Genomic DNA, 17,185 nt, shown 5'->3' with positions numbered 1-17,185 from the left:
TGCTCGACATGACCCTGAGTGGATGTGCGACATACGGACAGTTGTTGCTGTGCGTCTCGCTGCTCATCGGGATCCTCCGCCTCCTCGGGGGCGTCGCGGCACGGGACGCGCCGCGGCCGGGGCCGGATCCCCGGCCGGGCGTGACCCGACCGGCCCCGTTGTCGGTACTGCGCATATAGAAGGGGCGCCTCCCCCTCCCCCAGCAGACCGAATACCGACAACACCCCGAGGTGCACCTCCGTCATGCGCACTCCACCCACCCGACGCGCCGTGCTCGGCACCGCTGTCGCCACCGCCGGTTCGGCGGTGCTGGCCGCGTGCTCCGGCGAATCCGACACGGGCCACGGCGGCAAGAAGACCGGTAGCGCGAACGCCGGTGGCACCAGCCACGGCGGCGTGAACCACGGGGCCTCCCCTGGTGCGAAGCACAGGGCCTCCCCCGGCGGGAAGTCCGAGCACGAGTACGTCTCCCCCGGCGGGGAGGAGGTCGCGGCGGCCGAGGCCAGGCGCGGCTCGGGCCCCCTGCGGAAGCTCCACCTCGTCGCCACTCCGTCCCGGCTCGATCTGGGCGGGATCACCGTCGGCTCCTGGGCGTACGAGGCCCGGCTGCCCGGCAAGGAGCTCCGGGTCACGATGGGTGACACCCTGGCGCTCACCCTGGCCAACCATCTGCCCGAGGAAACGTCTCTGCACTGGCACGGCCTCAATGTGCGCAATGACATGGACGGCGTGCCCGATGTAACCTCGGCGCCCATCAAACCCGGCGCCGAATTCGCCTACCGGTTCACCGTCCCGCACGCGGGGACGTACTGGTTCCATCCGCACACGGGCGTCCAGCAGGACCGCGGGCTGTACGCGCCGCTGATCGTCGAGGACCCGAAGGAGCCGCTCAAGTACGACAAGGAGTGGGTCGTCGTCCTGGACGACTGGGTCGACGGGGTGGCCGGTTCGACGCCGGACTCGGTGCTGTACGAGCTCAGTCACGGCAGGGGCGGGATGCACCACGGCAGCGGCTCGCACGGAGCCCCCGCCAAGGGCCGCACCGGCCCCACCCGGCTGGCGAAGGGCTCCTACAGCGAGCTGCTCGACAGCCACGGCGGCGATGTCGCCTACCCGTACTACCTGATCAACGGCCGCACCCCGAAGGCCCCCACGTCCTTCGCCGCGAAGCCCGGCGAGCGGATCCGGTTGCGCATCATCAACGCGGGCGGCGACACCGCCTTCCGGGTGGCGCTCGGCGGACACCGGATGACGATCACGCACACCGACGGCTACCCGGTCCGGCACACCACCACCGACGCCCTGCTGCTGGGCATGGGCGAGCGGTACGACGTGGTGGTCACCGCCGGCGACGGGGTGTTCCCGCTGACCGCGCTCGCCGAGGGCAAGAACGCCTCGGCGCTGGCCCTGCTCCGTACCGGGAAGGGGACGGCGCCCGGCGCGTCCGTACGGCCCGAGGAGCTGTACGGAAAGCTGGTGCAGGCGGACGAACTCGCGCCGGACGAGTCGGTGAAGCTGTCCTCGCGCGAGCCCGACCGGACCATCCGGTTCAGGATGACCGGCAACATGCAGGACTACGACTGGGCCTTCGACCACAAGCCGTACGACCCCCGGCAGCGTCACCCGGTGGAGGCGGGCGAGCGGGTCAGGCTGGAGTTCTTCAACGTCACGGAGATGTGGCACCCGATCCATCTGCACGGGCACTCGTTCGGCCTCGTGGGACCGGCGGGGCCGCGCCACCGGGCGACCCGGCGGGGCCCGGCCGCCTGGGCGCGCAAGGACACCGCGATCATCCGGCCGAACAGCTCGCTCGCCGTCGAGTTCGACGCGAACAACCCGGGGCTGTGGATGCTGCACTGCCACAACATCTACCACTCGGACGTGGGCATGATGACGATCCTCGGCTACCGCCGCTAGGACGTGTCCTGGCGGGCCGCGGCCGTGATTCCGCGGCCCGCCAGGACATTGCGTCAGTCAGACGATTACACTGGTGCGCGTGCCTCAACTACGTCTCGCACTGAATCAGATCGACTCGACCGTCGGTGACCTCTCCGGCAACTCCGAGGCGATCGTCCACTGGACCCGGCACTCCGCCGAACAGGGCGCCCATCTGGTGGCGTTCCCGGAGATGGTGCTGACCGGCTACCCCGTCGAGGACCTGGCGCTGCGCCCCTCCTTCGTCGAGGCCTCGCGGCAGGCGCTGCGCGCGCTCGCCGCCCGGCTCGACGCCGAGGGCTTCGGGGAGCTGCCGGTCGTGGTCGGCTACCTCGACCGCTCGGAGACGGCCCAGCCCCGCTACGGCCAGCCGGCCGGCTCCCCGCAGAACGCCGCCGCGGTGCTGCACCGGGGACAGGTCGCGCTGACCTTCGCCAAGCACCACCTCCCCAACTACGGCGTCTTCGACGAGTTCCGGTACTTCGTGCCGGGCGACTCGATGCCGGTCGTACGGGTCCACGGCGTCGATGTGGCGCTCGCGATCTGCGAGGACCTCTGGCAGGACGGCGGCCGGGTGCCGGCCGCGCGGGCCGCCGGCGCCGGTCTGCTGCTGTCGATCAACGCCTCGCCGTACGAGCGGGACAAGGACGACACCCGGCTGGAACTGGTCCGCAAGCGGGCCCAGGAGGCCGGCTGCACCACCGCGTACCTGGCGATGATCGGCGGCCAGGACGAGCTGGTCTTCGACGGCGACTCGATCGTCGTCGACCGGGACGGCGAAGTGATCGCCCGTGCCCCGCAGTTCGCCGAGGGCAGCGTCGTGCTCGACCTGGAGCTGCCGGCGGCCGCCGCCGAGCCGCCGTCCGGTGTCGTCAACGACGGGCTGCGGATCGACCACGTGGTGCTCTCCGAGGAGCCGCTCCCGGCGTACCCGGCGGCGCTGGGCGGCGGATACGCCGATCGGCTGGACGACGACGAGGAGCTGTACTCGGCGCTGGTCGTGGGCCTGCGGGCGTACGCCGCCAAGAACGGCTTCAGCAGTGTGCTGATCGGGCTCTCCGGCGGGATCGACTCGGCGCTGGTCGCGGCGATCGCCTGCGACGCGCTGGGCGCCCAGAACGTGTACGGCATCTCGATGCCGTCGAAGTACTCCTCGGACCACTCCAAGGGCGACGCGGCCGAGCTGGCCCGCCGTACCGGGCTGAACTTCCGCACCGTACCGATCGAGCCGATGTTCGACGCGTACATGGGCTCGCTGGGGCTGACCGGTCTCGCCGAGGAGAACCTGCAGTCCCGGCTGCGCGGCACGATGCTGATGGCCGTCTCCAACCAGGAGGGCCAGATCGTCCTCGCGCCGGGCAACAAGTCCGAGCTGGCGGTCGGCTACTCGACGCTGTACGGCGACTCGGTCGGGGCGTACGGCCCGATCAAGGACGTCTACAAGACATCGATCTTCCGCCTGGCGAAGTGGCGCAACCGGGCCGCCGAGGACCGCGGGCAGATCCCGCCGATCCCGGAGGCGTCCATCACCAAGCCGCCCAGCGCCGAGCTGCGCCCGGGGCAGGTCGACACGGATTCGCTGCCCGACTACGACGTACTGGACCGGATCCTGGAGCTGTACGTCGACCGGGACCAGGGCCTGGACGAGATCGTCGCGGCCGGGTTCGACGCGGCGCTGGTGGCGAAGACGCTGCGGATGGTGGACACCGCGGAGTACAAGCGGCGGCAGTACCCGCCGGGCACGAAGATCTCACCGAAGGGCTTCGGCAAGGACCGCCGCCTGCCGATCACCAACCGGTGGCGCGAGTCGGGCTGAGCGGGGCGAGGGCGCGGTGACCGGGCGGACCGGTCACCGCGCCCTCGCGTTTCGGCGCGCGTCAACCGGGGCACCGAACAGGGCCGCGGAGGTCCATCCTCAGCCCGCCGCGACCGCGGCGCCGCCCAGCCACGCGCCGCCCGCGTCGACGAGGTTGAACGCGGAGTGGTTGGAGGCGGACGCCAGGGCCGGGGCGTCCTTGGCCTTGTTCATGACCAGCATCTGGAGCGGTGTGGTCGTCATGGAGCCGACCCCGCCGAGCAGCACCACCAGCACCAGTGCGGCCCACCGCACATGGACGGCGAACGGGAAGACGGCGAGCGCGCCGAGCGATCCGTACAGCGTCGGCCGCCGCGCCCGGTCGGTGAGCGGCCCCGCCGCGAGTGCGAGGGTCACGCCGATGCCGAAGAGCGCAACGTCCAGATCACCCCGCCGTCGCATATATCGAAATAACCTTCGAGCCTCCCGGAAAAGGCAACGCATCAGGAGAAAAGACGCACCGTCGTGGCAACGACTACCCAGACACCCCCGGCGATCAGGTCGATGCACTGCTTGGTCCTCGGCTGCCTGGCGCACTGCGCTTCCAGCTCATGCCGTGCCTTTGCCACCTCGAACATTTCGGCAAGCTTCTGAAAGAGGGAGCCGAGGTCCGAATTCGTCGTGCGTGCAGAGGTCTGGTAGCACCGGTCGCCGTGACCATCAGATCCACATCCGGCAGCACGTCGCTGTAGACCGCGCTCGGGCCGTCGATCCGAGGTGCCGGAAGTTTGACCGGCCAGTCCAGCTCAAGCGAACGGCCCTGGTCCGAGATCTCGACCAGCGGATCACCGCCCCCACCGGAGAACGACATCTCCACCACGGCCGCATGGGCGGAGTGGCGCAAATCACGACCTCATAGGGGTGGGTGCACCATCGGCGAGCAGGGAAAACCGCCGCATTTGCTACAAATAGGCGCATTTAGTGTTGTGCAGTGCGCAATCCACCCGCGCTGTGCCGCGCCCTGGAGGCACCACCGGCGACATACCTTTCGGTCCTATTCCGCGGACGGCCCGGCCCCGCAGGAGCCGAACCGCCGCGTCACAGCTCCACGCGCGCCACGATCGGCAGGTGGTCGCTCTCCGTCGCCGGGAGCGTCCACGAGGACATCGGCTCGACGCCCTTCACCAGGATCTGGTCGATCCGTGCCAGCGGGAACGAGGCCGGCCAGCTGAAGCCGAAGCCGTCGCCGGCCGCGCCCTGGGTGGAGCGCAGCTGGGAGCTGACCGCGTTCAGGGCGCGGTCGTTCATCGTGCCGTTGAGGTCGCCGAGCAGGATCACCCTGCCGAGCCGTTCGTCGGCGATGGCCTCGCCCAGGGCGTCCACGCTGTCGTCGCGCTGGTTGGCGGTGAATCCGGCGTGCAGCTTGACCCGTACGGACGGCAGGTGGGCCACGTAGACGGCGACCTCACCCTTCGGCGTCGTCACCGTGGAGCGCATCGCGCGGGTCCAGCCCATCTTGATGTCGACCGGCCTGGTGGCGCTCATCGGGTACTTGCTCCACAGGCCGACGGTGCCCTGCACCGAGTGGTACGGGTAGCGGTCGGCGAGTGCCGCCTCGTACGTCGCCACCTTGCCGTTCGGCAGCTCCTCCAGGGCGATGACGTCGGCGCCGGAGTCCGCGACCTTCCGGGCGGTGCCCTTGGGGTCGGGGTTGCCGGCGTTGACGTTGTGGGTGGCCACGGTGAGGTCGCCGCCGCTGCCGGACTTGTCGGTGAGCAGGCCGCCGAAGGCGTTGAACCAGACCACGACCGGCAGCAGCAGGGCGATCAGCGCGGTCGCCGAGCGGCGCACCAGGCCGAGGACCATCAGCAGCGGGACGAACACCCCGACCCACGGCAGGAACGTCTCGGAGAGGCTGCCCAGGTTGCCGATGGTGTTCGGGATCCTGGAGTGGAAGGCCATCACCAGGGTGAGGAGCACCGAGCAGAGGGCGAGTACGATGCCGCGCCGCCAGATGCCCGGATCCCGGGTCCACCTGTCGCGCAGATCCCGGAGTCGGGATCCCGGCCCGGCGTGCTCCGGCTCAGGGCCCGGCTCCGCACGGTCGTTCCCGGTGTCCGCTCCGTACGCCTGCACCATCGCGCTGTCCTCACTGCCTTGCCGTGCATGTCGCCGCGCCCTCGACCCTAGGCGATGGGCGGCGTGTTTCCTGCCGTCGACGACGGCCGTACTGCCACGAGGACGAAGGGCGGGGTCCGGCGGGTTCCGGCCGAGCGGGGGCCGCGGGGGCTTGTGACAGAACGATCACACTCGGGCGGGTCCCGTTCCGCGGCCGGGTCCGGGAGCGTCGGGCGAGCGGTTGCGTCGAGCGACCGGTTGCGTCGAGCGACCGGCTGCGTCAGGCGTCGTCGGCCGGGCGGGGCGCCAGGCCCTCGACCAGGACCTGGACGATGCGGTCGGCGAGATCCTCGGGCAGCGGCGCGTCGGGCCGGTGGATGGTGCGTACGAGCATGGGCCCGAGGAACAGGTCGTCCATCAGCCCCACGTCCAGGTCCGAACGGAGTTCACCGGCGTCGACGGCGCGCCGGACCGCGGCCAGCATGGCCACGCGGCGGGGCGCGACGACGCTGCTCTGGTACTCCGCCCACAGCTTGGGGTGGCTCTTCATCTGCGCGAAGACGTTGTGCAGCAGGACCGAGGAGCGCTGGGCCAGGCCGCGCCTGCGCAGCGAATCCAGCAGCAGTCGCAGGTCGTCGAGCCCGGCGGTGCCCGAGACGGCGGGTTCCGGCGGCTCCATGTCTCTCAGGACGTCGACGAAGAGCTCTTCCTTGCCGCTCCACCGCCGGTAGATGGTCGCCTTGCCGACCCCCGCGGTCCGGGCTATCCGCTCGATGGACAGGGCCGCCAGGGGCTCACCGGCCTCCAGCAGTCCGACGACGGCGTCCAGGATCGCCCGTTCGGCCGCCGCGCTGCGCGGCCGGCCCCGTCGCGGTTCCGGAGCCTCCCGGAGCCGCTGCTCCCGGCCCTGCGCCGGTGTCTGTGGCCGCGCGTCGGTCCACCCCTCGCTCCGGTGCCGGGTCGCCGGCCTCATCGGCCCGCTCCCGCCGCGCGTACCGGCCGGTCGCCCCGGCCCGACCCGCCGGCGCCCTCCTCGGCGGGCAGCCTCCCCGGCAGGAAGAGCGCGACCACCAGGGCGCCCACCAGGGCGATGGTCGCCGAACCGATGGCGGTGACGTGCATGGCCTTCAGGAACGCGTCGTTCGCCAAGGCGATCAGCGGGGCGCCCGCCGGGCCCAGCTTGTCCGCGATGCCGAGCGTCGCCTCGATCGACTCCCCCGCCGTCTGCCTGGCCCCGGCCGGGAGAGCAGTGAGGTGGCCCTCGATGTCGCCCCGGTAGACGGTGGAGAGCACCGAACCGAGCACGGCGACCCCGAGCGCCCCGCCGACCTGCCGGAAGGTGTTGTTGATGGCCGATCCGGAACCTGCCTTCTCCCGGGGCAGCGCCTGCATCACCGAGACGGTGACCGGCGTCATCACATGCGCCATGCCGGTGCCCTGGACGAAGAAGAGCAGGCACAGCACCCAGACCGGCGTGGTGCCGTCGAACAGCGCGAACGAGGCCAGCCCGACCGCGACCAGCAGCATGCCGACGGTGCAGGTGGCGCGGGCGCCGAAGCGGTCGACGAGCAGCCGGGCCCGGGGCGCGAAGATCATCTGGGTGGCGGCCAGCGGCAGCAGCATCAGGCCTGCCTGGAGTGCGGTCCAGCCGCGCACGCTCTGCATGTAGAAGGCGGAGAAGAAGGTCACCCCCATCAGCGCGAAGAAGACCAGCGCTATGGCGGCGACGGCCGCGGCGAACGACGGCTCCTTGAAGTACGAGATGTCGATGGCCGGGTGGGTGCTGCGCTTCTCGTGCCAGACGAACCCGGCCAGGACGAGCAGCCCGCCGAAGCTCGACAGGAGCACCACGGGGTCGGCGAAGTCGGCGAGCTGGCCGCCCCGGATGATGCCGTACACCAGCAGCACCAGGCCGACGATGGAGAGCATGACGCCGAGCGGGTCGATCCGGCCCGGGCTCGGGTCCTTGGAGTCCGGCACCAGCAGGACCATCGCGATCAGCGCCACGATCACCACGGGCACGTTGACCAGGAAGATCGAGCCCCACCAGAAGTGTTCGAGCAGCAGCCCACCGGTGATCGGGCCGATCGCGATGGCCACGCCGACGCTGCCGGCCCATATGCCGATGGCCCTGGGCTGTTCGTCGCGCTCGAAGACGTTCATCAGGACGGCGAGGGTGGCCGGCATGACGAACGCGGCGCCGAACCCCATCAGCGCGCGCCAGGTGATCAGTTGGGCGGGCGATCCGGACATGGCGGCGAGCGCGGAGCCGGTACCGAAGATCAGGATGCCGAAGAGCAGCACCTTCTTGCGGCCGATGCGGTCGCCGAGCAGACCGGCGGTGAAGAGGAGTCCGGCGAAGACGAGCGTGTAGGCGTTGATCGCCCACTCCAGCTGGCTCTGGGTGGCGCCCAGGCCGGTGGGTGCGGGGCTGGCGATGGTCTTGACCGCGACGTTCAGGATCGAGTTGTCGAGCACGACGATGAGCAGGCTGAACATCAGGACGACGAGGATCGCCCAGCGGCGACGGTGAACCGCCTCCGGAATCTGGGGCGCCGCAGCGCGAGCACCGGACGGTATCGACATGAAACGGAGCTTATCCGATTTCGATACGAGACCGTCTCGTATTGGAAAGACACATGGGAAAGACATGAAGACCCATGCGAAAGGCATCGCCGGTGAAGCGGCTTCCGGCCCCGCCTTCGAGGGCCTGTGCGGACCCACTTCCCGTGGACCGCCGCGGGATGCCACCATGGAACCGGTCCGGGGACGCCGTCAGGGCGCCTCGAGATGACGAAGGAGCCGTTGGCAATGTCGCTTCAGGCTGCGCGGAACCAGTCCGCAACCACCCCCGCGGGGACCCCCGCCGACAGCAGCAAGGCGCTGTACGGAGGCAAGAGCACCCGCCGTATCTCCATCCACGACATCGCCGCCGCCACCGAGCGCGGCGAGAAGTGGCCCATGCTCACCGCCTACGACGCGATGACCGCGTCCGTCTTCGACGAGGCCGGGATCCCGGTCATGCTCGTCGGCGACTCCATGGGCAACTGCCACCTCGGTTACGAGACCACCGTGCCCGTCACGATGGACGAGATCGCGATCCTCTCCGCAGCGGTCGTACGGGGCACCAAGCGCGCCCTGATCGTCGCGGACCTGCCCTTCGGGGCGTACCAGGAGGGCCCCGTCCAGGCCCTGCGCAACGCCACCCGGCTGATCAAGGAGTCCGGGGTCGGAGCGGTCAAGCTGGAGGGCGGCGAGCGGAGCCACGAGCAGATCAAGCTGCTCGTCGACGCCGGCATCCCGGTCATGGCCCACATCGGCCTGACCCCGCAGTCCGTCAACGCGATGGGCTACCGGGTGCAGGGCCGCGGCGAGGAGGCCGCCCAGCAGATGCTGCGCGACGCCAAGGCCGTGCAGGACGCGGGCGCGTTCGCCGTCGTCCTGGAGCTCGTACCGGCCGAGCTGGCCGCCGAGGTCACCCGCACCCTGCACATCCCGACCGTCGGCATCGGCGCCGGCCCCGACACGGACGCCCAGGTGCTGGTCTACACCGACATGGTCGGGCTGACCGGCGGCAAGGTGCCGCGCTTCACCAAGCAGTACGCGAACCTGCGCCAGGTGCTGGGCGACGCGGCGAAGGAGTTCGCGGAGGAGGTCGTGGGCGGCGCCTTCCCGGCCGCCGAGCACACCTTCCACTAGGGTCTTTCGTTTGGATCGGGCCGGATCAGGGAGCGGGGTCCGGTGCCGTGCGTCGCAAGGCGGAGGAGGGAGTCGACGCGGAGCGTCGGTGACCGACGTCAACGCGGCGAGGTGCGTCACCGGGCACGCGAGCCCGGCATGATCCAAACGAGAGACCCTGGTCCTGCCGGTTCGTTCCGTCCGAACCACTGCCCGCACCACCGACAGCCCGCCGACATCCCCCATCGGCGGGCTGTCGGCCCTCTGTCGGCGGACTGTCGGTGGCGGCTGGTCCCATGGTGGACATGACGCGAATCGACAAGAACCCCAGGAGCGGCTCGAACGCCGTCGAGGTCCGGGGGCTGGTCAAGCACTACGGCTCGACCAAGGCTCTGGACGGCGTGGACCTCGATGTCCGCGAAGGCACCGTGCTCGGTGTCCTCGGTCCCAACGGAGCGGGCAAGACCACACTCGTACGCTGCCTGTCCACCCTGATCGTTCCCGACGCCGGGCACGCCGTCGTGGCGGGCTACGACGTGGTGAAGCAGCCCCGGCAGCTGCGCCGCACCATCGGTCTGACCGGGCAGTACGCCTCGGTCGACGAGAAGCTCTCCGGCTGGGAGAACCTCTACATGATCGGGCGGCTGCTCGATCTGTCCCGCAAGGCCGCCCGGTCCCGGGCCGACGAGCTGCTGGAGCGGTTCTCGCTCACCGACGCGGCGAAGAAGGCCGCGATGGAGTACTCCGGCGGCATGCGGCGCCGGCTCGACCTGGCCGCCTCGATGATCGGCAGCCCGGCCGTGCTGTACCTGGACGAGCCGACGACGGGGCTGGACCCCCGGACCCGCAACGAGGTCTGGGACGAGGTGCAGCGGATGGTCGCGGAGGGGGCGACCGTGCTGCTCACCACCCAGTACATGGAAGAGGCCGAGCAGCTCGCCAGCGAGCTGACGGTCATCGACAAGGGGAAGATCATCGCCCGCGGCGGGGTCGACGAGCTCAAGGCGAAGGTCGGCGGCCGCACCCTGCAGATCCGGCCCTCGGACCCGGCGGAGCTGCCCGCGATGGCGCGGGCGATCCGCGAGGCGGGGCTCGACGGGGTCTCGGGCGCGCAGGCCGTCCCGGACGAGGGACTGCTGTACGTACCGATCCTCAGCGACGAGCAGCTGACCGCCGTGATCGGCCTGCTCGGCGCCCGGGGCTTCTCGCTGGCGCACGTCGCCACGGCGCTGCCCAGCCTGGACGAGGTGTTCCTGGCCATCACCGGCGAGAAGTCCGCTTCCGTCACCGACACGATCCCCGAGGAGGTCGCGGCATGAGCACGGCGACTCTGACACCCACGCCCGCGCCCACCGGGTCCGCCCGCCCGAGGGCGGCCACCGACGAGGGCCGGATAGGTCTGCGGAACAACCTGCGCCACATCGGGGCGCTGGTGCGGCGCAATCTGCTCCAGATCAAGAAGGATCCGGAGTCGATGTTCGACGCGCTCCTGATGCCCGTGATCTTCACGCTGCTGTTCGTGTACGTCTTCGGCGGATCGGTCGGCGGCAGCATGGGCGGTGGCCGGCAGGAGTATCTGAACTACCTGATCCCCGGGCTGATGGCGATGATGGGCATGAACATCGCCATGGCGGTCGGCTCCGGTGTCAACGACGACTTCCGCAAGGGCATCATGGACCGGTTCCGGACGATGCCGATAGCCCGTTCCTCGGTGCTCATCGCGAAGATCGTGGTCGAGCTGGGCCGGATGATGGTCGCCACCCTCATCCTGCTGGCCATGGGCTTCGCGCTCGGCATGGAGCTCCAGGAGTCGGTGCTCGGGCTGATCGGGGCGATCGCGCTGTCGGCCGCGTTCGGCGCCGCCATCATGTGGATCTTCATCCTGCTGGGGCTGACCATGAAGACGGCCCAGGCGGTTCAGGGAATGGGGATGCTCGTGCTGATGCCGCTCCAGTTCGGCTCCTCGATCTTCGCCCCGACGAAGACGATGCCCGGCTGGCTCCAGACGTTCACCGACTACAACCCGCTGTCCAACCTGGCGGACGCCTCGCGCGCCCTGATGATGGGCGGCCCGCTCGCGCACTCGGTCCTGGTGACGCTCGGCTGGACCGTGGTCATCACCGCGGTGATGGCCCCGCTCGCGGTCGCCAAGTTCCGTAAGAAGTCCTGACGGACGGGGTCACTCCCGGTACGCGTCCATGAGGGCGGTGGCCTCCTCCAGGGAGAGGCCGTCGCCCTCGGCGTACGCGATCTCGTAGGCGGCCCGGCCGAGCACGGCGACGGCCAGCTCCTCCGCCCGCGCCCAGTCGTCCCGCTCCATCGACGTCGGTACGTGGCCCCGGGGCAGCAGCCCCCGGCCCGCCCCCAGCAGCCGGGCCGCGGTGGCGGCCCGTCGCTCGCCGCCGATGCCGGCCAACGAGCGTGCGAGGGAGACGAGTTGGATGACGGACATCTGCGGCGCCACCAGCTGTGACAGCCGGTCGTGCGACCGCTCCAGCGCCACCAGGCCCTGGGGCAGGGCTTCCGCGTACAGCCCGTCCTGGTTGTCCAGCCAGGACAGCGCGCCCAGCACGACCCCGTCGAAGATCGCCATGGTGTCGGAGTGGAACTCCTCGCGCAGCACGGCCAGTTGCTCGCGCGCCTCGCCGGAGCAGCCACTGCGCCCGAGCCACATGGCCAGATGGAGCCGGGCGATGGATTTCGCGTCGTGTCCCTCGGCGATCACCTCGCGCAGGATCGCCTCGCCCTCGGCCCCGCAGTCCATCTCGGTGAGCACGGACGCGTATCTGGTGCGCAGGACCGCCACCTGGGAGGGTGCGCCCAGCTTCTTCGCGCAGGCGATGGCCTCCCGGTAGTCCTCGGCCGCGCGCGTGTACTCGCCCCGGCGCTCGTTGGCCTCGCCGCGTGCCGAGAGCGCTTCGGCGACGCCCCAGTCGTCACCGATCCGGCTGAAGATCTCCAGGCTCTCGTCGGCGTCCGTGCGCGCCTCGCCCGCCCACTCGGGCCGGTTGGCCAGCACGTTGGCCCGCATCTGGAGGGCCCCGGCGAGCTCCCATTCGTAGCCGAACTCCCGGCAGGCGCGGACCGTTTCGTCCAGCAGCTCGCGCAGCCTGTCGGTCTCCCCGACGAGCATGACCGCGAAGAACCAGAGCGATGCCGGGACCCGGCAGATCTGCGGCTGGCCGGGCCGGTAGGTGTTCGCGATGACCCGCAGCCGGGACATGCTGGCCTCGTCGGTCCACCGCTCCGCCGCGTGGTCCATGCTGACCAGCCGGATCAGGCCCGCTTCGCGGCGTGCCTCCTGGAGCAGCTCGGGCCCCATGGGCGGCGGTGCGTCGGTGCACCGTTCGTGGATGGAGGGTGCGGGCTCGGCGGGCTCGGCGAAGGGGTCCGGGCCCAGCGTGGCGGCGGCGTCGGCCCAGTGCAGCGCGTCGCCGCTCAGGTTGTGCATCTGCCAGTACCAGCACAGCGAGAGCACCATGCAGAGCACCTCCTGCTCGTCGCGGGCGGCGACGGCGTTGCGCAGGGCGGTGCGGATGTTCTCGTACTCGCGCTGGAGGAGCTCGATGGCGGCCCGCTGTCCGGCGCTCCGGAGCAGGGGCTCCGTGGTGCGGACCAGCTCCCGGAAGAACACCAGGTGGCGCCGGACCACGGGGTCCCGCTCCGCCGCCTCGTCGAGCCGGGCGGCGGCGTACTCGCCGACGGTCTCCAGCAACCGGTAACGCATCTCGCCGTCCTCGGCGGGTGCGGCGACGACGAGCGATTTGTCGACGAGGGAGCCGAGCAGCCCGGCGACCTCGCGCGCGCCCTGCGGCCCGTCCGCGCAGACCGCCTCGGCCGCGGTCAGGGTGCAGCCGCCCGCGAAGACGGAGAGCCGGCGCAGCACGGCGCGTTCGGATTCGTCGAGGAGGTCCCAGGACCAGTCGACGACGGCGCGCAGGGTCTGCTGCCGGGGCAGCACGGTGCGGGCGCCGCTGGTGAGCAGGCGGAACCGGTCGTCGAGCCGGTCGGCGATCTGGCGCGGGGTGAGCATCCGCAGCCGGGCGGCGGCGAGTTCGATGGCGAGCGGCAGTCCGTCGAGGCGGCGGCAGATCTCCGCCGCGGCGGCCGCGGTCTCCTCGTCCGTGTCGACCCCGAAGCCCGGCCGGGCGGCGGCGCCGCGTTCGGCGAACAGACGCATCGCCATCGGGTCGGGCAGCGGCTCGACGGGGCGGACGAACTCGCCCGGCACGCCCAGGGGTTCACGGCTGGTCGCGAGCACGGTGAGATGCGGGCAGCGGGCGAGCAGGTGGTCGGCTAGGGCGGCGGCCGCGTCGACGAGGTGTTCGCAGTTGTCCAGGAGCAGCAGCATGCGGCGCCGGGAACAGTGCTCGGTGAGGCGTACGAGTGGGTCGCTCGCATTCCCTTCGGCGGCCCTGAGCTCCTCGGCACCGGCGCCGCGCAGCACGGTCTCACGGGCGCCGAGCGCGGTCAGTACGGCCTCCGGGACCACCTCAGGGTCGTCGACGGGGGCGAGCTCGGCCAGCCAGACGCCGTCCGGCCAGGCGGCCGCGGCGGATTCGGCGGCCTCCTGGGAGAGCCGGGTCTTGCCCGCGCCGCCAGGGCCCAGGAGGGTGACCAGCCGGGCGTGCGAGAGGTCCTCGCGCAGGGTCTCGATGTCGCTCTCGCGCCCGACGAAACTGGTGAGCCTGGCCCGGAGGTTGCCGTGCGGTGCGACGGGGGGCGCGGTGCGGGCACCCGTCAAAGGCGCGGCAGGCGCGGCGGGCACAGCAGGCACGGGCGATGTGGCCGGTGCGGGCGGTACGGCCGGGCGGGCCGGGTCCTGGCGGAGCAGTTCGGCGTGGAGCGAGCGCAGTTCGGGTCCGGGGTCGGTGCCGAGGCGGTCGGCGAGCACGGTGCGGACCTCGTCGTAGGCGGCCAGTGCCTGGGCGGTGCGCCCGGCGTCGCGCAGGGCCCGCAGCCGCAGCGCCTGAAGGGGTTCGTCGATCGGGTGCTCGGCGCACAGGGCGACCAGTTCGGGCAGGGCCTCGTCCGCGCGCCCGAGCGTGAGGACGGCGCGGAGCCGGTTGCGATGGGCGTCCAGCCGCCGGGCCTCCCAGCGGGGGGCGGCGGTCAGGCGGTCGGGCAGGTCGGCCAGGACCGGGCCGCGCCACAGGCCGAGCGCGTCGTCGAGCACGGTTCGGGCCTTCGCCGCGTCTCCCTCCTCCAGTGCCCGCGCGCCCTCCCCCGCGAGCCGTTCGAAGCGGTGGAGGTCCACGGCGTCCGGCTCGGCGGCCAGCCGGTAGCCGCTGTCGGCGGAGACGACCGCGTCGTGGCCGACGGCGCGCCGGAGCCGGCCGACGAGCGCCTGGAGGGCACCCACCGCGTCGGCGGGCGGTTCGCCGTCCCACACCTCGTCGACGAGCACGGCGGCGGGGACGGTGCGGCCGGGCCGCAGCGCGAGGACGGTGAGCAGGGCGCGCAGCCTCGCCCCGCCGATGGCGACGGCCGTGCCGTCGTCGCTCAGTGCCCGGGTCGTTCCGAGGATGCAGTAGCGCACCGGCCCATTCTCCGTGACCGGGATCGAGAAGCGCACACCTGTCCGCCCGTACCCCTGTGCGCCGTGTTCCGGATCGCTCGTCATGCCCCCACCCTTTCCGGAACCACCGCCCCGGCGCGAGACGTTCGTGATGTGTCGACGGTACGGTCGGGCTCGCCGCCCGTCGCACCGTCCCCCTTCCGGCCGCCCGTCAGGAGTTCGCCGATGACCACCGCACGCGCCCGCAGCGACCGGCGGATCAGCCCGGTCTTCCTCGGGATCGCCGCCGTGACGGCGGTGTCGGGCTGGGCGGTGTGGACGGACACCGGATATCCGTACGGGCTCGCGGTCTTCGTCTTCGTCACGGCTGCGTGGGTGGTCTCGCTCTGCCTCCACGAGTACGCGCACGCCCGCACCGCGCTGCACAGCGGGGATCTCTCGGTCGGTGCGAAGGGCTATCTCAGCCTCAATCCGCTCGCCTACACACACGCTCTGCTCAGCATCGTACTGCCGGTGCTGTTCGTGATCATGGGCGGTATCGGTCTGCCCGGCGGCGCGGTCTTCATCGAGCGGGGACGAATCCACGGGCGGTGGAAGCACAGCCTGATCTCGGCGGCGGGCCCTCTGACGAACGTGCTGTTCGCGCTGGTGTGCACGGCGCCGTTCTGGCTGCACGCGCTGGACGGTGTCCCGAAGGAGTTCCGGTACGCGCTGGCGTTCCTGGCCCTGCTCCAGGTCACCGCGGCGATCCTGAACTTCCTGCCGGTCCCCGGGCTGGACGGGTACGGGGTGATCGAGCCCTGGCTGTCGTACCGGGTCCGGCGCAAGGTGGAGCCGTTCGCGCAGTTCGGGCTGCTCGCGGTGTTCGGCGTGCTGTGGATCCCGGAGGTCAACCACGTCTTCTTCGACCTGGTCCGCAGTGTGCTGGACTCACTGGGCGTGAGTGACCTGGGGACGGAGTGCGGCCGGGCCGCCTACCGGTTCTGGGAGAACTGGAACGAGGAGTATCCGGTCTGCGCCTTCGGCCCGTGACCGGCGGACCGGACCTCAGCCGGCGCTCTGCGCCCGGTGCCGGCGCAGGTAGAACCACGCCATGTTGGACGAGAGTCCGGCCATCAGCACCCAGACGATCCCGAGCAGGCTGCCCTGGGCGAACGAGATCACGGCCGCGACGACGGCCAGGACACAGACGGTGATGGCGTAGAGAGCGAGTCGGGGCATGGGGGCGGCTCCTGTCGGGGGCGGTGCACGGTCCCGTCCAGTGTCCCCCATGCCCCTTTTCGCTCGTCGCAGGGTGGGCCCGGGAGCGGCTCGGGCCCGAACGCCAGTGGCGGGCCCGGACACCGGTGACGGGCCCGGACACCGGTGACGGGCCCGGCTCGGAGCCCGTCGCGCGCGGCCCTCGCCCGGGCGGCCACCCGGCAGGCTCTCAGACGTCGGTCGTGCGGAGCCCCGCGTGCGCCTTGTAGCGGCGGTTGACCGAGATCAGGTTGGCGACCAGCGACTCGACCTGGTGGGCGTTGCGCAGCCGGCCGGCGAAGATGCCGCGCATGCCGGGGATCCGGCCCGCCAGCGCCTGTACGAGATCGGTGTCGGCACGGGCCTCGCCCAGCACCAGCACATCGGTGTCGATCTCCTCGACGGCCTCGTCCTGCAGCAGCACCGCCGAGAGGTGGTGGAAGGCGGCGGTGACCCGGGAGTCCGGCAGCAGGGCGGCGGCCTGCTCGGCGGCGCTGCCCTCCTCCGGCTTCAGCGCGTAGGCGCCCTTCTTGTCGAAGCCGAGCGGGTTGACGCAGTCGATGACGAGCTTGCCCGCGAGCTCGTCCCGCAGCGACTCCAGTGTCTTGGCGTGCCCTTCCCACGGCACGGCGACGATCACGACGTCGCTGCGGCGCGCGCACTCCGCGTTGTCCGCGCCCTCGACACCGTGGCCCAGTTCCCCGGCGGCGCTCTTCGCGCGGTCGGCGGCCCTGGAGCCGATGATCACCCGCTGCCCGGCACGGGCGAACCGGTAGGCGAGGCCGCGCCCCTGGGGGCCCGTGCCGCCGAGCACGCCGACGGTCAGCCCGGAGACGTCGGGAAGGTCCCAGGGATCCTTGGCGGGGGGCTTGGCCGCGCTGTCACTGCCATTCGTAGTCATG

Annotated in this window: 12 protein-coding genes and 1 pseudogene; 6 read left to right on the top strand and 7 right to left on the bottom strand. The window is 71.4% G+C overall.

Annotated features, from left to right (window positions below):
* Positions 1-243 precede the first annotated feature (243 nt).
* Together OHA19_RS28690 and OHA19_RS28685 are read left to right on the top strand one after the other, a co-directional pair.
* Positions 244-1,917 carry a multicopper oxidase family protein gene (locus tag OHA19_RS28690; protein WP_405712045.1) on the top strand — a complete coding sequence of 558 codons (1,674 nt, stop codon included), beginning with the start codon at positions 244-246 and terminating at the stop codon, positions 1,915-1,917.
* A gap of 79 nt (positions 1,918-1,996) precedes the next feature.
* On the top strand, positions 1,997-3,751 hold the full coding sequence (locus OHA19_RS28685) for an NAD+ synthase (protein ID WP_405752122.1): 1,755 nt from the start codon (positions 1,997-1,999) through the stop codon (positions 3,749-3,751).
* Positions 3,752-3,853: 102 nt separating this feature from the next.
* Here OHA19_RS28685 and OHA19_RS28680 read toward each other — a convergent pair.
* The 4 genes and pseudogenes from OHA19_RS28680 to OHA19_RS28665 all read right to left on the bottom strand — a co-directional run.
* Positions 3,854-4,174, bottom strand: a pseudogene (locus OHA19_RS28680) (MFS transporter); the annotation flags it as partial.
* Between the two features lie 654 nt (positions 4,175-4,828).
* The gene (locus OHA19_RS28675; RefSeq protein WP_405712049.1) at positions 4,829-5,869 is read right to left on the bottom strand and encodes an endonuclease/exonuclease/phosphatase family protein; all 1,041 of its coding nucleotides are present in this window, start codon (positions 5,867-5,869) and stop codon (positions 4,829-4,831) included.
* A gap of 259 nt (positions 5,870-6,128) precedes the next feature.
* Complete coding sequence (locus OHA19_RS28670; protein WP_405712051.1) at positions 6,129-6,821, bottom strand: TetR/AcrR family transcriptional regulator; 693 nt, start codon at positions 6,819-6,821, stop codon at positions 6,129-6,131.
* Positions 6,818-8,434 carry an MFS transporter gene (locus OHA19_RS28665; protein ID WP_405752119.1) on the bottom strand — a complete coding sequence of 539 codons (1,617 nt, stop codon included), beginning with the start codon at positions 8,432-8,434 and terminating at the stop codon, positions 6,818-6,820. The genes OHA19_RS28670 and OHA19_RS28665 overlap by 4 nt, the downstream gene beginning before the upstream one ends.
* Before the next feature lie 225 nt (positions 8,435-8,659).
* Here OHA19_RS28665 and panB point away from each other — a divergent pair, with 225 nt between their 5' ends.
* The 3 genes from panB to OHA19_RS28650 all read left to right on the top strand — a co-directional run bounded on the left by panB (position 8,660) and on the right by OHA19_RS28650 (position 11,696).
* Entirely contained in the window at positions 8,660-9,547 is an 888-nt protein-coding gene (panB, locus tag OHA19_RS28660; protein ID WP_405712054.1) for a 3-methyl-2-oxobutanoate hydroxymethyltransferase, read from the top strand.
* Positions 9,548-9,822: 275 nt separating this feature from the next.
* Positions 9,823-10,845 carry an ATP-binding cassette domain-containing protein gene (locus OHA19_RS28655; protein WP_405712056.1) on the top strand — a complete coding sequence of 341 codons (1,023 nt, stop codon included), beginning with the start codon at positions 9,823-9,825 and terminating at the stop codon, positions 10,843-10,845.
* A complete protein-coding gene (locus tag OHA19_RS28650) occupies positions 10,842-11,696 on the top strand; it encodes an ABC transporter permease (protein ID WP_405712058.1) in 855 nt (284 codons plus the stop codon). The genes OHA19_RS28655 and OHA19_RS28650 overlap by 4 nt, the downstream gene beginning before the upstream one ends.
* 9 nt (positions 11,697-11,705) lie before the next feature.
* On the opposite strand, the gene OHA19_RS28645 is transcribed toward OHA19_RS28650, so the two are convergent.
* The gene (locus OHA19_RS28645) at positions 11,706-15,065 is read right to left on the bottom strand and encodes an AfsR/SARP family transcriptional regulator (protein WP_405753324.1); all 3,360 of its coding nucleotides are present in this window, start codon (positions 15,063-15,065) and stop codon (positions 11,706-11,708) included.
* A gap of 204 nt (positions 15,066-15,269) precedes the next feature.
* On the opposite strand from OHA19_RS28645, the gene OHA19_RS28640 reads away from it, so the two are divergent.
* A complete protein-coding gene (locus tag OHA19_RS28640; RefSeq protein ID WP_405712060.1) occupies positions 15,270-16,076 on the top strand; it encodes a site-2 protease family protein in 807 nt (268 codons plus the stop codon).
* A 15-nt stretch (positions 16,077-16,091) separates the two neighbouring features.
* On the opposite strand, the gene OHA19_RS28635 is transcribed toward OHA19_RS28640, so the two are convergent.
* Complete coding sequence (locus OHA19_RS28635; protein ID WP_405712062.1) at positions 16,092-16,265, bottom strand: hypothetical protein; 174 nt, start codon at positions 16,263-16,265, stop codon at positions 16,092-16,094.
* Between the two features lie 208 nt (positions 16,266-16,473).
* The gene (gene npdG / locus OHA19_RS28630) at positions 16,474-17,184 is read right to left on the bottom strand and encodes an NADPH-dependent F420 reductase (RefSeq protein ID WP_405712064.1); all 711 of its coding nucleotides are present in this window, start codon (positions 17,182-17,184) and stop codon (positions 16,474-16,476) included.
* Between the last annotated feature and the right edge of the window lies 1 nt (position 17,185).

It is taken from the genome of Streptomyces sp. NBC_00012 (assembly GCF_045040875.1).
GTDB lineage: Bacteria > Actinomycetota > Actinomycetes > Streptomycetales > Streptomycetaceae > Streptomyces.
The sequence above is the reverse complement of the archived record's forward strand: the minus strand, read 5'-3'. Positions and strand labels throughout refer to the sequence as shown.

Excerpts from the sequence above, each read along its gene's own strand:
- OHA19_RS28635 (WP_405712062.1), bottom strand. The coding sequence starts at position 16,265 with ATGCCCCGACTCGCTCTCTACGCCATCACCGTCTGTGTCCTGGCCGTC.
- OHA19_RS28650 (WP_405712058.1), top strand. The coding sequence starts at position 10,842 with ATGAGCACGGCGACTCTGACACCCACGCCCGCGCCCACCGGGTCCGCC.
- panB (WP_405712054.1), top strand. The coding sequence starts at position 8,660 with ATGTCGCTTCAGGCTGCGCGGAACCAGTCCGCAACCACCCCCGCGGGG.
- OHA19_RS28690 (WP_405712045.1), top strand. The coding sequence starts at position 244 with ATGCGCACTCCACCCACCCGACGCGCCGTGCTCGGCACCGCTGTCGCC.
- OHA19_RS28640 (WP_405712060.1), top strand. The coding sequence starts at position 15,270 with ATGACCACCGCACGCGCCCGCAGCGACCGGCGGATCAGCCCGGTCTTC.
- OHA19_RS28665 (WP_405752119.1), bottom strand. The coding sequence starts at position 8,434 with ATGTCGATACCGTCCGGTGCTCGCGCTGCGGCGCCCCAGATTCCGGAG.
- npdG (WP_405712064.1), bottom strand. The coding sequence starts at position 17,184 with ATGACTACGAATGGCAGTGACAGCGCGGCCAAGCCCCCCGCCAAGGAT.
- OHA19_RS28675 (WP_405712049.1), bottom strand. The coding sequence starts at position 5,869 with ATGGTGCAGGCGTACGGAGCGGACACCGGGAACGACCGTGCGGAGCCG.
- OHA19_RS28655 (WP_405712056.1), top strand. The coding sequence starts at position 9,823 with ATGGTGGACATGACGCGAATCGACAAGAACCCCAGGAGCGGCTCGAAC.
- OHA19_RS28670 (WP_405712051.1), bottom strand. The coding sequence starts at position 6,821 with ATGAGGCCGGCGACCCGGCACCGGAGCGAGGGGTGGACCGACGCGCGG.